Origin of the sequence: Winogradskyella sp. (assembly GCF_965228925.1) — a bacterium.
Lineage (GTDB): Bacteria > Bacteroidota > Bacteroidia > Flavobacteriales > Flavobacteriaceae > Winogradskyella.
The window spans coordinates 299,448-312,728 of the sequence record NZ_OZ245845.1 but is presented as its reverse complement, the minus strand read 5'-3'; the positions used below and the strand labels follow the sequence as shown (position 1 = coordinate 312,728).

13 protein-coding genes and 1 tRNA gene are annotated in these 13,281 nt (G+C 37.1%); 7 read left to right on the top strand and 7 right to left on the bottom strand.

The window, feature by feature from the left end:
* Window position 1: 1 nt before the first annotated feature.
* The 7 genes from ACO052_RS01200 (at window position 2) to ACO052_RS01170 (ending at window position 4,406) form a co-directional block, all read left to right on the top strand.
* Window positions 2-1,027, top strand: coding sequence for an asparaginase (locus tag ACO052_RS01200; protein WP_422106182.1), 1,026 nt, complete (start codon window positions 2-4; stop codon window positions 1,025-1,027).
* 74 nt (window positions 1,028-1,101) lie between these two features.
* Window positions 1,102-1,189 (top strand) — tRNA-Ser (locus tag ACO052_RS01195).
* A gap of 75 nt (window positions 1,190-1,264) precedes the next feature.
* The gene (locus tag ACO052_RS01190) at window positions 1,265-2,035 is read left to right on the top strand and encodes a MotA/TolQ/ExbB proton channel family protein (protein WP_422106181.1); all 771 of its coding nucleotides are present in this window, start codon (window positions 1,265-1,267) and stop codon (window positions 2,033-2,035) included.
* A gap of 18 nt (window positions 2,036-2,053) precedes the next feature.
* The gene (locus ACO052_RS01185; RefSeq protein WP_422106180.1) at window positions 2,054-2,518 is read left to right on the top strand and encodes a hypothetical protein; all 465 of its coding nucleotides are present in this window, start codon (window positions 2,054-2,056) and stop codon (window positions 2,516-2,518) included.
* A 7-nt stretch (window positions 2,519-2,525) separates the two neighbouring features.
* A complete protein-coding gene (locus ACO052_RS01180) occupies window positions 2,526-3,161 on the top strand; it encodes an ExbD/TolR family protein (protein WP_422106179.1) in 636 nt (211 codons plus the stop codon).
* A 12-nt stretch (window positions 3,162-3,173) separates the two neighbouring features.
* The gene (locus ACO052_RS01175) at window positions 3,174-3,635 is read left to right on the top strand and encodes an ExbD/TolR family protein (protein ID WP_422106178.1); all 462 of its coding nucleotides are present in this window, start codon (window positions 3,174-3,176) and stop codon (window positions 3,633-3,635) included.
* A gap of 72 nt (window positions 3,636-3,707) precedes the next feature.
* The gene (locus tag ACO052_RS01170) at window positions 3,708-4,406 is read left to right on the top strand and encodes a porin family protein (protein WP_422106177.1); all 699 of its coding nucleotides are present in this window, start codon (window positions 3,708-3,710) and stop codon (window positions 4,404-4,406) included.
* On the opposite strand, the gene ACO052_RS01165 is transcribed toward ACO052_RS01170, so the two are convergent.
* From ACO052_RS01165 to pyrH, 7 genes are all read right to left on the bottom strand, one after another.
* Window positions 4,401-4,832, bottom strand: a complete 432-nt coding sequence (locus ACO052_RS01165) for a hypothetical protein (RefSeq protein WP_422106176.1) — start codon at window positions 4,830-4,832, stop codon at window positions 4,401-4,403. The two genes, ACO052_RS01170 and ACO052_RS01165, sit on opposite strands and share 6 nt — an antisense overlap.
* A gap of 190 nt (window positions 4,833-5,022) precedes the next feature.
* The gene (rpoN, locus tag ACO052_RS01160; protein ID WP_422106175.1) at window positions 5,023-6,489 is read right to left on the bottom strand and encodes an RNA polymerase factor sigma-54; all 1,467 of its coding nucleotides are present in this window, start codon (window positions 6,487-6,489) and stop codon (window positions 5,023-5,025) included.
* Window positions 6,490-6,514: 25 nt separating this feature from the next.
* On the bottom strand, window positions 6,515-7,948 hold the full coding sequence (gene asnS / locus ACO052_RS01155; protein WP_422106174.1) for an asparagine--tRNA ligase: 1,434 nt from the start codon (window positions 7,946-7,948) through the stop codon (window positions 6,515-6,517).
* Window positions 7,949-7,968: 20 nt separating this feature from the next.
* Window positions 7,969-10,389 (bottom strand): efflux RND transporter permease subunit, encoded by a 2,421-nt coding sequence (locus tag ACO052_RS01150; RefSeq protein WP_422106172.1) that lies wholly within the window; start codon window positions 10,387-10,389, stop codon window positions 7,969-7,971.
* A gap of 76 nt (window positions 10,390-10,465) precedes the next feature.
* Window positions 10,466-11,746, bottom strand: coding sequence for a DUF5686 family protein (locus ACO052_RS01145; protein WP_422106171.1), 1,281 nt, complete (start codon window positions 11,744-11,746; stop codon window positions 10,466-10,468).
* Between the two features lie 96 nt (window positions 11,747-11,842).
* The gene (gene frr / locus ACO052_RS01140) at window positions 11,843-12,397 is read right to left on the bottom strand and encodes a ribosome recycling factor (RefSeq protein WP_422106170.1); all 555 of its coding nucleotides are present in this window, start codon (window positions 12,395-12,397) and stop codon (window positions 11,843-11,845) included.
* A gap of 45 nt (window positions 12,398-12,442) precedes the next feature.
* Window positions 12,443-13,150 (bottom strand): UMP kinase, encoded by a 708-nt coding sequence (pyrH, locus tag ACO052_RS01135; RefSeq protein ID WP_422106169.1) that lies wholly within the window; start codon window positions 13,148-13,150, stop codon window positions 12,443-12,445.
* Window positions 13,151-13,281: the final 131 nt, after the last annotated feature.

The window sequence follows — 13,281 nt, the reverse complement described above, 5'->3', positions numbered from 1 at the left end:
TATGAAAAAGCCGAAGATCTTATTAATTTACACCGGTGGTACCATTGGAATGGTAAAAGATGCAGATACAGGGGTACTCGAAGCCTTTGATTTTAATAGTTTATTGACGAGAATTCCAGAACTCAAATTATTAGACTGCGACATAGACACCGTATCCTTTGATCAGCCCATTGATTCCTCGAATATGAATACGAAGTATTGGGAAGCTATGGCTGAGATTATCAAAGTTAATTACGATACTTTTAGTGGTTTTGTGGTCTTACATGGAAGCGATACCATGAGTTATTCCGCCTCCGTTTTAAGCTTTATGCTAGAAAACCTCGAAAAACCAGTTATATTTACAGGCTCTCAACTGCCTATAGGTGATCTGCGCACGGATGCCAAAGAAAACCTAATCACTTCAATTCAACTAGCCTCCCTGCACAATGATGGAATTCCTATTATAAAGGAGGTAAGCTTGTATTTTGAATACAAGCTCTACCGTGGAAACCGAACCACTAAGATTAATGCCGAACACTTTGAGGCCTTTGATTCGCCAAATTATCCGACAATAGCTGAATCTGGAGTTCACCTAAAAGTTAACCATGAGTTTTTGCGAAAAGAGGAATTTACGGAAAGACTTATAGTAAGAACCCAATTAGATACAAATATTGGCGTACTAAAACTATTCCCTGGTATTTCCAAGCCTTTGGTAGAGGCCGTCTTAAACACTAAGGGCTTAAAGGGATTAATCATCGAATCTTATGGTTCCGGAAATGCCACCACCGAAAAATGGTTTATAGATTTACTCAAAGCGGCTATCGACAAGGGGTTGCACATTATTAATGTGACACAGTGTTCTGGCGGAGGTGTTATTATGGGAAAGTATGCCACAAGTGCTCAATTAAGACGCATAGGTGTTATATCTGGTAAAGACATTACCACAGAAGCTGCGGCAGCTAAATTAATGTACCTTTTGGGGTACAATATTAGTCCAGAAGAATTTCAGTTTTATTTTGAAAAACCTTTAAGGGGCGAAATGACCTAAAATTAACGACACAAATTTTAGTGTTTGAAGTTTTTTTTGTTATTTGGCAGACCGTAACTATTGTTAAAACCTACAGAGAGGTGGCCGAGTGGTCGAAGGCGCACGCCTGGAAAGTGTGTATACCCCAAAAGGGTATCGAGGGTTCGAATCCCTTCCTCTCTGCATAGATTTTCAAAAAAGGTTACATTATTTTTTTTATCTTTAACACTTTAACTAATAAAATTAAGATTAAGAACAATGAAAAGATTATTTTCTATCCTTGCCATAACTTGTTTAATGGCTATCGGAACTGTTAACGCTAATGCAACAACTTTAGCTTCTACGACAGCAACTGTAACAGCAACTACTGTGACTCAAGATGAGGCACCAGCCGAAGATTTGAGTTTTCATCAAGAATTAAAAAAGCGTTTTATTGAAGGTGGCCCAGGCTTTATGGGTATTGTACTCTTATGTTTAATTCTTGGGTTGGCGATTGCTATAGAGCGAATTATCTTTTTAAATCTTTCAACCACAAATACTAAAAAACTGACTCAGAATGTAGAAGATGCCTTAGCATCTGGTGGAATCGAAGCGGCAAAAGAAGTTTGTAGAAATACTAAGGGTCCTGTTGCCTCTATTTTCTATCAAGGTTTAGACAGAGCTGATGAAGACATTGACGCTGCGGAAAAGGCTGTTGTAGCTTATGGCGGCGTGCAAATGGGACAATTAGAGAAAAACGTATCTTGGATTTCTTTATTTATTGCTTTAGCACCAATGCTTGGTTTCATGGGTACGGTAATCGGTATGATTCAGGCCTTCGATAAGATTGAAGCAGCAGGTGACATGCAACCATCATTAGTAGCAGGTGGTATTAAAGTAGCACTTTTAACAACGGTATTTGGTCTTATTGTGGCTATTATTCTTCAAATTTTCTACAACTACATCATTGCTAAGATAGATAGTATTGTAAATGATATGGAAGATGCATCAATTACATTAATGGATTTACTTGTTAGACACAAAAAATAATAAAGACCACATTACATTATGTTACACAAAATATTAAAAATAGTAGCTTTAATTCTAAGCGTAGCAGGTATTATTTTTCTAGGAAGAATAATAGCTGAAGGCGATGATGAGATTAAAGCAGCGGCTCTAGCAGGTGATACTGCTATCGTGGAGCCAATGGCCATAGTGGCCTATATTATATTGGGACTGGTGTTATTATTTGTGGTAGTTTTTGTAGTTAAAAATCTATTCACTAATACTTCAGGCCTAAAAAACACGTTAATAGGCGTAGGAGCTTTTGCAGCGGTATTAATTATATCGTATGTTATTTCAGTAGGTCCTGACGAATCATTCAATGCCGGATTCTACAAGTACGGTGATACAATGGCCTCTGAGGGCGAATCAAAAATCGTAGGTGGAGGGCTGATAGCTTTCTACATTTTAATCGTTATTGCAGCGGTTTCAATGATTTTTTCAGGTGTTAAAAAAACAATTAGTAAATAAATAGGACATGGCAAAAAGAGCAGCACCAGAAGTAAATGCAGGGTCAATGGCTGACATTGCCTTCTTATTACTTATTTTCTTCTTGGTGACAACGACTATAGAAAAAGATAAGGGATTATTAAGAAGTTTGCCACCTATTGATGATTCTGAAGTTGAACCACCTATTATTAAGCAGAAGAATTTATTTACAGTGCTTATAAACCGTCAGAACCAATTGCTTGTAGAAGAGGAGCAAATGGAGTTAAAGAATTTGAGACAGGCAGCAATAGATTTTCTAGATAATGGTGGTGGCACGAATGCAGCAGGGCAGAGTTGTGATTATTGTAAAGGAAAAAGAGAGGCGTCTTCGTCCGATCATCCCGATAAAGCAATTATCTCTATGAAGCATGATAGAGAAACCTCTTATGAGCAGTATATGGATGTGCAAAACGAACTTGTGGCGGCATATAATTTCCTCAGGGAAAGAGAGGCTAATCGTTTGTACAAAAGGTTTTATCCAGATGTAGAAAACGTTTACAAAGCTATGCTCGAGGAAAAAGAGAAAAACCAGTTTAGTAAGGATACCGTTTTAAATGGTCGTATAGAGACCATTAAGAAATTATATCCTATGAAATTGTCTGAAGCAGAGCCCGATAAAAATTAAAAAAGTAACAGTATGTCAAAATTTAAAAAAGGAAAACAAGGAGATTTGCCGGCTATTTCTACGGCATCCTTACCGGATATTGTATTTATGTTGCTTTTCTTTTTCATGGTGGCCACGGTAATGCGCGATAGTAGCTTGATGATTGAGAATGTGCTACCGAGTGCAGATCAGGTAGAAAAGTTAAAAAAAGATAGAACAGCCTTCATTTATGCTGGTAAGCCAAGTGCCCAATTTTCTCAATTAGGTACGGAACCAGTAATTCAGTTTAATGATGTTATCATCAGTGTTGAGGAGGTAAAACCAAGTGTCTTGGCGGCACAGGCTGAATTGGTAGAAGAACTGCAACCTAAATTTGTAGTGGGTCTAAAAATAGATAAAGACACGCATGCAGGTTTAGTATCGGACATCAAACAAGAACTCAGAAAGGCAAATACACTAAAGGTGATGTACATCGCTAATGCCAGAGTAGAATAATAATAGTCTTAATTTTATATATAAAACGTCCTGAGTAATTAGGACGTTTTTATTTTATGTACTTTTAGTTTTATGAAGAATGTACAACTGGTTGTCTTGCTTTTAATAAGCGGTTTTGGTTTTTCGCAGAATAACGATAATGCAGATAAATCAGAATTATACGAAAACTATCGGGAAGATCAGTTCTACATTTCGGTGACCTATAATCTTCTCAGTACAAAACCCGATGACGTTAATCAGAGTGGGTTCTCTACTGGTTTTCATTTGGGTTTTATTAGGGACATGCCGATTAATGACCAAAGAAATGTGGCAATAGGTATAGGCTTGGGTTTGTCTTCAAATTCATACAATCAGAACATTGCCATTTTAGAGGCCAATAATGAAGTCGTATTCAATATTATTGATGAGAGTGAAGTGGATGTCTCTAAAAATAAGTTTACAACCTACCTGTTAGAAGTGCCTTTTGAGTTCAGATGGCGAAGATCCAGTCCAACAGTTTATAATTTTTTGCGAATTTATCCAGGATTTAAAGTAGGCTATCTTTTTTATAACTCCACAAAGTATAGGAGTGATGCTGGTGATACATTGCTGTCTAATATCGATGAATTTAATAGACTCCAATACGGATTGACGCTCAGTGTAGGCTATGGCACCTGGAATTTCCATGCGTATTACGGTCTTAATTCCATCTTTGATAATTCGGCAAGATTGAATGATCAAGCTATTGATATGAGATCTTTCAAAATTGGGTTGATGTTCTATATATTATAGCCAATAGTTCATTAACACCAACTGTGGGAAGAGTCCTGTGAACAAGCCAATGATTAATTCTTGATTGGTATGAGCCTTTAAATGTAGGCGTGATGTCGCAATGGCTCCTAAAATAATCATCATTAATGCGATAGTACCATTAATGTTTATTTTAAAATGTATACCAATAGCCACGGCAAACATAAAAAACCCAGAGGCTGCTATCATATGAATACTTGCTTTTACTTTGAAAATAGCCATTATAAAGCAAGACAGCGTTGAGCATAATATACCTAAAAAGAAATAGTATAGTTCTATAATTTCATTAGGGGTTAAAACTCGTATCAGAATTAATGTAATGATGATACAGTTGATAAACAATGGAATTAAGCGCTCTTTGGTACTTTTTAAGTAAATAGTATTAACCTTATTTATGGTTTTAAGCAAGAAGAAAAGCAGTATAGGAAGTATAATAGTTAAAATTATTATGGAAAAAATTTTAGCATTCTTCAAAGGTTCTGGTATAAACCGAGGTGTTTTGTGGAAGTAAAACATAACACCAAGCAGTGGCATAATCAACGGATGAAAAACGAACGATATGCTTCTAAGAATAAAATCCTTCATCCAAGTGTTTTTATTATAGCTCCTTTCTTAATCGCGCAACAGGAATATCTAGCTGTTCCCTGTATTTAGCAACTGTGCGTCTAGCGATTGGATAGCCTTTTTCTTTTAGAATCTTGGAAAGTGCTTCGTCGGTAAGAGGTTTCTTTTTGTTTTCATCTTCAATGACCGTTTCGAGAATCTTTTTTATTTCTCTAGTAGAAACTTCTTCACCTTGATCGTTAGTCATAGATTCTGAAAAGAACTCTTTAATCAACTTGGTACCATAAGGTGTATCGACGTATTTACTATTGGCTACCCGAGAAATTGTAGAAACATCCATATCAATTTCGTCAGCAATGTCCTTTAAGATCATAGGTCGTAGCTTACGCTCATCGCCTGTTAAAAAATAATCTTTTTGGTAGTGCATTATGGCGCTCATTGTCACAAAAAGTGTCTGCTGACGTTGTCTTACCGCTTCAATAAACCATTTCGCTGCATCTAGCTTTTGTTTAATAAATAGTACGGCATCCTTTTGTGCTTTAGACTTTTCTTTAGTGTCTTTATAGCCTTTAAGCATGTTGTTATACTCCCTAGAAACGTGAAGCTCAGGTGCATTTCTGCCATTTAAAGTCAACTCGAGTTCACCATCAACTATTTTAATAGCAAAGTCAGGGACAATATGTTCAACAATTTTGTTATTGCCTGCATAGGATCCCCCAGGTTTTGGATTGAGCCGTTCGATCTCTTCAATAGCATCCTTGAGTTGCGCTTCATTAACACTAAATTTTTGCATTAATTTTTTATAGTGTTTTTTGGTAAACTGTTCAAAGGCTTTGTTGATTATGGCAGATGCCAACTCAACATCAGGATGTTGTTCTTTTCTGCTCAATTGAATACTAAGGCATTCTTGAAGATTCCGTGCAGCAACACCAGCGGGATCTAGTTGCTGTACAACCTTCAGCACTTTTTCTACCTCTTTTTCTGTAGTATAGACATTTTGGGTAAAAGCCAAATCATCAGTAATATCAGATAGCGAACGACGTATATAGCCACTCTCATCCACGCTGCCGACTAAGAAATAAGCAATTTCCTCCTCTTGCTCAGAAAGTCTAAAGGTGTTTAACTGATTAATCAAATGCTGGGTGAAAGACGTACCAGCCGCATAAGGGACGCGCTTTTCTTCATCATCAGAGCTATAATTATTGGCTTGTGTACGGTAATCGGGTATTTCATCATCGCTTAAATACTCATCCACATTAATATCTTCCGCTTCGATAGTTTCATTATCATTAAAGTCGTCTGCAGAATTATCGAATTCATCAAAACCATCCTCGGACGTATCGGTTTCTTTTCCCGTATCAAGTGCAGGATTTTCTTCCAGTTCTTGTTTTAAACGTTGTTCAAAAGCTTGAGTAGGAAGCTGAATCAACTTCATGAGTTGAATCTGCTGAGGTGACAGCTTTTGCGAAAGTTTAAATTGTAGGTACTGTTTTAATGACATAGAATTTCCTTAGTGATAAAGGTAATTAAAACTCTGCATTTTGAGGGGATCTAGGATAAGGAATTACATCCCTTATATTACTCATTCCAGTAGCGAACATCACAAGGCGTTCAAATCCTAAACCAAAACCAGAATGTACGGCAGTACCGTATTTACGGAGGTCAAGATACCACCATAATTCTTCTTCAGGAATGTCTAGTGCCTTCATCTTTTCCTTTAAAACCTCTAAGCGTTCTTCACGTTGTGATCCACCTACCATTTCACCGACTCCAGGGAAAAGAACATCCATGGCTCTTACCGTTTTTCCATCATCGTTTAAGCGCATGTAAAAGGCCTTTATATTGGCAGGGTAATCGAACAAAATAACAGGGCATTTGAAATGCTTTTCCACAAGGAAACGCTCATGCTCAGATTGTAAATCCGCTCCCCATTCGTCTATGAGATACGCAAATTTCTTCTTTTTGTTGGGTTTGCTATTTCTGAGAATATCGATAGCTTCGGTATAACTAACACGTTTAAAGTTATTGTCTACCACAAATTTAATCTTCTCAATTAATGGCATAGGACTGCGTTCTGCTTGTGGAAGTCGCTTTTCTTCATCTTGTAAGCGCTTATCCAAAAACTCTAAATCTTCTCTGTTGTGCTCTAAAACGTAGCTGAGCACAGATTTTAGAAAATCCTCAGCTAAATCCATATTACCGGCCAAATCCATAAAGGCAACTTCGGGTTCGATCATCCAGAATTCGGCCAAATGACGCGATGTGTTTGAGTTTTCTGCCCTAAAGGTAGGCCCAAATGTAAAGACCTTTCCAAGGGACATGGCATAGGTTTCTGCTTCTAACTGACCAGAAACCGTAAGATTGGTTTCTTTACCAAAGAAGTCTTCCTTATAATTAACTTCCCCATCATCAGTTAGAGGAGGATTTTTAGCATCTAAAGTGCTCACGCGAAACATTTCACCTGCACCCTCAGCGTCACTACCAGTAATAATTGGTGTATGCATGTTGTAAAAGCCGTTTTCGGTGAAGTATTTGTGAATCGCAAAGGATAGCGCAGAACTCATACGCATTACGGCACTGAATGTATTAGTACGAGTCCTTAAATGCGCTTGCGTTCGTAAAAATTCAAATCCATGCTTTCTAGGTTGAATTGGATAAGTTTCTGGATTGGAATCCCCTAAGATTTCCAATTCCTTTACCTGTATTTCTACAGATTGTCCTTTTCCTTGACTTTCTACCAATTCACCTTTGACGTGTAAGGCAGCACCCGTCGTAATGCGTTTTAGGAAGTCTTCTTCAAAATTTTCAAAGTCAACAACACACTGAATATTATTGATAGTAGAACCATCATTTAAGGCGATAAAACGATTGGCCCTAAAGGTTCTTACCCATCCTTTTACGGAAACATCTTGTAAAGTAATATCCTGTGATAATAATTCTGATACAGTTTTTGTTGTCATTTTAAATTATTTTGAAAATGCTAAGATAAATTTTCTGATTTGTTTTTTACAAGGTCTTCAGCGTCATCTTCTGAAGGAATAATATCAATTGCCGGTTTGCGCAGTACCTCTTTGTTAGCGATGTTGCGTTCTAAGGACAACAGAAGGGAAGGCAATAATAATAAATTAGAAAGCATGGCGAATAACAAGGTTATGGATACCAATGCTCCTAAAGCTACCGTACCGCCAAAACTCGAAATAGTAAATACCGAAAACCCGAAGAATAGCACAATAGAGGTGTAGAACATGCTAATACCTGTTTCGCGCAATGCTGCATAGACCGATTTTCTAATTTTCCAATGATTGGCCTGTAACTCTTGTCTGTATTTTGCCAAAAAATGAATGGTATCATCAACCGAAATACCAAAAGCAATACTAAAAACAAGTATTGTAGATGGTTTTATAGGTACACCCAAGTAACCCATTAATCCAGCAGTCACCAAGAGTGGCAATAAATTAGGAATCAATGAAACGATAATCATTCTAAACGAACGAAATAAATAAGCCATAAACAGCGAAATCAAGAATATGGCCAGTGTCAATGAAATGACGAGATTCCTCACCAGGTATTTGGTACCTTTCTGAAATACCAAGGCCTTACCGGTCATGGTGACTTCATAACGTTCCTCTGGAAATAACTTATTAATTTTATTTTGAAGGGTTTCCTGAATGCGTTCCATTTTATCGGTTCCAATATCCTTCATAAAGGTGGTGACACGTGCATACTGACCTGTACTATCTACAAAATTCTTTAACAAATCAACATCAGTGGATGAGTTCTTGGTATAGGATAAAATGAAACTGTTTTCTTGACTGGTCGGTAATTGATAGTATTTCGGGTTACCATTGTAATACGCTTGTTTACTATACTTTACCAAGCTTACTACCGAGATAGGTTTGGATAGTTCAGGAATGTCTTCAATAAGTTCTTCGAGCTCATTGATACGTTTTAAAGTGGCTAATTTCATGACCCCTTTCTTACGCTTGGTATCCACCATAATTTCCAAGGGCATAATACCATTGAATTCATCTTCAAAAAAACGGATATCCATAAAGAACTGTTTATCCTTAGGCATATCTTCTATTAAACTACCAGATATCTCTATACGATTGATACCGATCATGCTTGCCATAATCAAAATAAAGGCCGTGACATAAATGGTGATTTTTTTATGTTTTACCATACGCTCCATCCAATCCACAAAGCCGCCAATCCAACGTTTATTAAGATGCTCTAAATGCCGTTCTTTTGGATAAGGCAAAAACGTATACATTATTGGTATGATGAGTAGGCATAAGATGAATATAGCGAGGATACTCAACGAAGCGACAATACCAAATTCTTTTAGCAATGTGCTTTCTGTAAGGATAAAAGTGGCAAAACCCGAGGCTGTAGTGACATTGGTCATCAATGTGGCATTGCCAATTTTTGTGATGACACGCTGAAGTGATTTAACCTTGTTGCCATGAGCCTTTACTTCATGCTGGTATTTATTGATTAAGAAAATACAATTCGGGATACCTATAACAATGATTAAAGGAGGAATCAAAGCCGTTAGTACGGTAATCTCATAACCTAAGAGCCCTAAGATGCCAAAGGTCCACATCACCCCAACACAAACCACTATGAGTGAAATGAAAGTGGCTCTGAAAGATCTAAAAAATAAAAAGAAAATTAAAGATGTTATAAAGAGGGCCGCCCCAATAAATATGGGTATTTCATCCACGATGTTTTGAGAGTTGAGCGTTCTGATATACGGCATGCCAGAAACCCTAACATCGAGATTTGTTTGTGCCTCAAAATCTTCAATTTTTGCATCTAGAATATTGATGATAAAATCCTTTCTTGCAGAGGTGTTTACAATCTCTTTCTTTAAATAAATGGCCGTTCGTATCGTTTTCGTTTCTGCATTGAATAAGAAGTTGTCATAAAATGGATATTTCTTAAACAAGTCTTCTTGAAGTGCATTGATTTGTGCTACACTAGTAATAGAATCCGTTATGAAGGGTTCTAAATCGAAGCGTTCCTTTTTGGAATTCTTAACTAATTTTTGAAGATCCTTGATGGATAGCACCGTTTCGACCTCGTCATAAGATTTAAAGGATTCTGCAAGTCTGTTCCAATGATTAAGTTGCGCTACGGAGAATACAGTCGAATCTTTTACACCGAGCACAATAAGATTGCCTTCTTCCCCAAAGACCTTTAGGAAATCGTTATACACCAAATTGACTTCATGGTCATCAGGTAGCATATTCGCTTCGGTATAGGTAAAGCGCATATGTTTCCACTGCATACTAAAAAACACAGTAGCTGTAATTACAGCGATGAGAATAAAGATTTTATTGCGAAGAATTAGCCTTGCAATAGCCTCCCAAAATCCTGTGGTTAATAGTTTAAACATGCCTGCTTAGAAATGAGCCGCAAAGGTAGAAAAAACCTAAGGATTAGCCATTATATTAACAGTATTATAATTTAAATTATAGGGAGATGTTAAAGGTAAATTTAAAAGCAATATTGTCTTCCAAATTTGGGAGGTGATAGGCCCCATATCGATACGCAAAACTTAGTCCAAAACCAAAGAGGATTTTATTGATTTCGAAGCCAGATTCTGAGTAAAGGTGATTAAGGGTATCGAAGGAGATGCCTTGATGCCTGTTTATACTATTCATATCCCCAAGAGCGTAACGGGAAATAAGCACCAATTGGGGTTTAAACCACTCAGAGATTTTAAACGGGCTAAAAAAGTGCTTAAACTGAAATGTGGCAAACTTATCGCTAAAAAATTCATTAAAAAACATGGTTTCAAAACTATTAAGACCAGCCACGGAGAACCGCTGTAATATAGTTTCTTTATTAATGTTATTTGGATAAGCGTGATATAAATGCGTTAATGGTGCCTCACCACCGGCAATACCTGCAACCAAGGTTATGTTAGTAATGGCGTCATTTTTATGCTCGAATTGTTGTACGGTTCTAAAGTCTAGCTTGGAGAAATTAAAATCACTACCAAAGACGGATTTAAAACCCTGAGTGACCTGTAATGTAAATTTGGGATACGCATTTTTGGTTTCAACGACGCGATCATCTTTGATATCGAACCTACTAAAAGGACTCCACTGTAAACTTATTTTTGCTGTACTAAGATTAAAACTATTGTAAGTATTATTATCTAGGACAAAATTATAATTGTAAGTTGGATTTACTTTGCTATTGGAGAATTGTGTTTCGGACAAAAGATGGTTAGAAATTTTATGCTGTAAACCTATGGATTTAGTGATGTGCCTATGAAATAAGTTGATATTTAGAAGGCGCGGCTCAAAAAAAGTAAAGAAACGTTTGTCGGTCAAAAATGTAGAGCTGCCAGTTTCTTGAAGGTCATCGGTATACGATAGATTTATCCAAGTATTAGAAGCTTCGTTGACTCTAAAACCACCGCCAACACTAAACTTATAGCGTTCATCCAAAAATCCATAAACCAAATAGCCATTTATGCGGTAACGCTTAGAAAAACGTTCGTTGGTAAGGCCGCCCAATCCTGTTCTAATACCTTCGAACTGATTGTATTTTATAAGGTAACGCAGGTCTAAGTTAAAGGGGCCAATAGGTAGATAACCATTTCCGATATTTTTTAAAAGCTCGGCCTTTTTTATAGAGTCTCGCGCTATTCTAGATGAATCCTTTTCTTTGGTAATTGGATTCTGAGCAAAACAATGTGTTGCAAAACAAAAAAGAAAAACAACAACGAGATGCTTTGGCATTTAAATGGATTAAAATTAAAATTAGAAAAAGCTGATATTCTGTTCTGGGTCTGAAATCTGCCGAATCGGTACAGAATAATGTAAATAGTACTATTTCTAAACCGTCATAATCTCACTTTCCTTAACATCAAGAATTTTATCTATTTTCTTAACGTAGGAATCCGTAAGTTCTTGTACATCTATTTCTGAATTCTTTTGGAAATCTTCGGAGACATCAACTTTTTTGATATCGTTCATGGCATCTTTACGCGCATTACGAACCCCTATCTTAGCGTCTTCGGCCTCAGCTTTAGCCTGTTTGGCAAGGTCTTTTCTACGTTCTTCGGTTAAAGGAGGTACGTTAATGATAATCATTTCTCCATTATTCATAGGATTAAAGCCCAAATTGGCTAGCATAATACCACGCTCAATTTCTTGGAGCATACTTTTTTCCCATGGCTGCACCGAAATGGTTCTACCATCAGGGGTATTAACATTGGCGACCTGATTAAGTGGAGTCTGTGAGCCGTAGTAATCGACCATCACACTTCCAAGCATGGCGGGACTTGCTTTACCAGCTCTAATATTGGCCAACTGTTTTTCTAAATGCTTTACGGCATTGTCCATGGCTTCTTTTGCAGTATCTATTATAAATTGAATTTCTTCGTTCATATCAGTATAATTTTAATTGAGAGCTATCAAAAGTTGCGCCAAATATTACAGATTAACCTCGGTACCGATAGGCTCACCAGAAACTACTTTAAGTAAGTTTCCTTTCTTGTTCATATCAAAGACTACAATTGGTAATTTATTTTCTTGACTTAGCGTAAAAGCCGTAGTGTCCATAACCTTAAGTCCTTTACTCAACACATCGTCGAAAGTAATATAGTCAAATTTTACGGCATTACTGTCTTTTTCTGGGTCTGCCGTATAAATACCATCTACACGTGTTCCCTTTAGAATAACATCGGCTCCAATTTCTATAGCGCGCAATACTGCTGCAGAGTCAGTGGTAAAATACGGATTGCCAGTACCGCCTCCAAATATCACAACACGTCCTTTGCTCAAATGGCTCAGTGCTTTTCTTCTAATAAATGGTTCCGCAACTTCATTGATTTTTATAGCCGTTTGCAAACGCGTTTTTACATCCGCATCTTCTAAGGCATTCTGCAATGCCAAACCATTTATAACTGTAGCTAACATACCCATATGGTCGCCTTGTACCCGATCCATACCATTCATTGCTCCTGCGACACCTCTAAATATATTTCCTCCACCTATAACGATTGCAACTTCTACACCGAGATCTGTAATCTCTTTAATATCTTTTGCATATTCTGCCAGTCGCTTAGGGTCTATACCATATTGACGATCTCCCATTAGCGCCTCACCGGACAATTTAAGTAGTATTCTTTTGTATTTCATTAGTTCATTTGAAAGTTGAACAAAACTACATAATTATTAGCATCTGTAAAAGTGAAAAATCGCGATCCCGATAGCTATCCACACTATAGGGAAAAAAAAGCGCCTTTCTCTCGAGAAAGGCGCTTTATGTT

Coding starts and splice junctions, on each gene's coding strand:
- pyrH (WP_422106169.1), bottom strand. CDS start 13,150: ATGAAATACAAAAGAATACTACTTAAATTGTCCGGTGAGGCGCTAATG.
- ACO052_RS01185 (WP_422106180.1), top strand. CDS start 2,054: ATGTTACACAAAATATTAAAAATAGTAGCTTTAATTCTAAGCGTAGCA.
- frr (WP_422106170.1), bottom strand. CDS start 12,397: ATGAACGAAGAAATTCAATTTATAATAGATACTGCAAAAGAAGCCATG.
- asnS (WP_422106174.1), bottom strand. CDS start 7,948: ATGACAACAAAAACTGTATCAGAATTATTATCACAGGATATTACTTTA.
- ACO052_RS01175 (WP_422106178.1), top strand. CDS start 3,174: ATGTCAAAATTTAAAAAAGGAAAACAAGGAGATTTGCCGGCTATTTCT.
- ACO052_RS01180 (WP_422106179.1), top strand. CDS start 2,526: ATGGCAAAAAGAGCAGCACCAGAAGTAAATGCAGGGTCAATGGCTGAC.
- ACO052_RS01190 (WP_422106181.1), top strand. CDS start 1,265: ATGAAAAGATTATTTTCTATCCTTGCCATAACTTGTTTAATGGCTATC.
- ACO052_RS01145 (WP_422106171.1), bottom strand. CDS start 11,746: ATGCCAAAGCATCTCGTTGTTGTTTTTCTTTTTTGTTTTGCAACACAT.
- ACO052_RS01170 (WP_422106177.1), top strand. CDS start 3,708: ATGAAGAATGTACAACTGGTTGTCTTGCTTTTAATAAGCGGTTTTGGT.
- ACO052_RS01150 (WP_422106172.1), bottom strand. CDS start 10,389: ATGTTTAAACTATTAACCACAGGATTTTGGGAGGCTATTGCAAGGCTA.
- rpoN (WP_422106175.1), bottom strand. CDS start 6,489: ATGTCATTAAAACAGTACCTACAATTTAAACTTTCGCAAAAGCTGTCA.
- ACO052_RS01200 (WP_422106182.1), top strand. CDS start 2: ATGAAAAAGCCGAAGATCTTATTAATTTACACCGGTGGTACCATTGGA.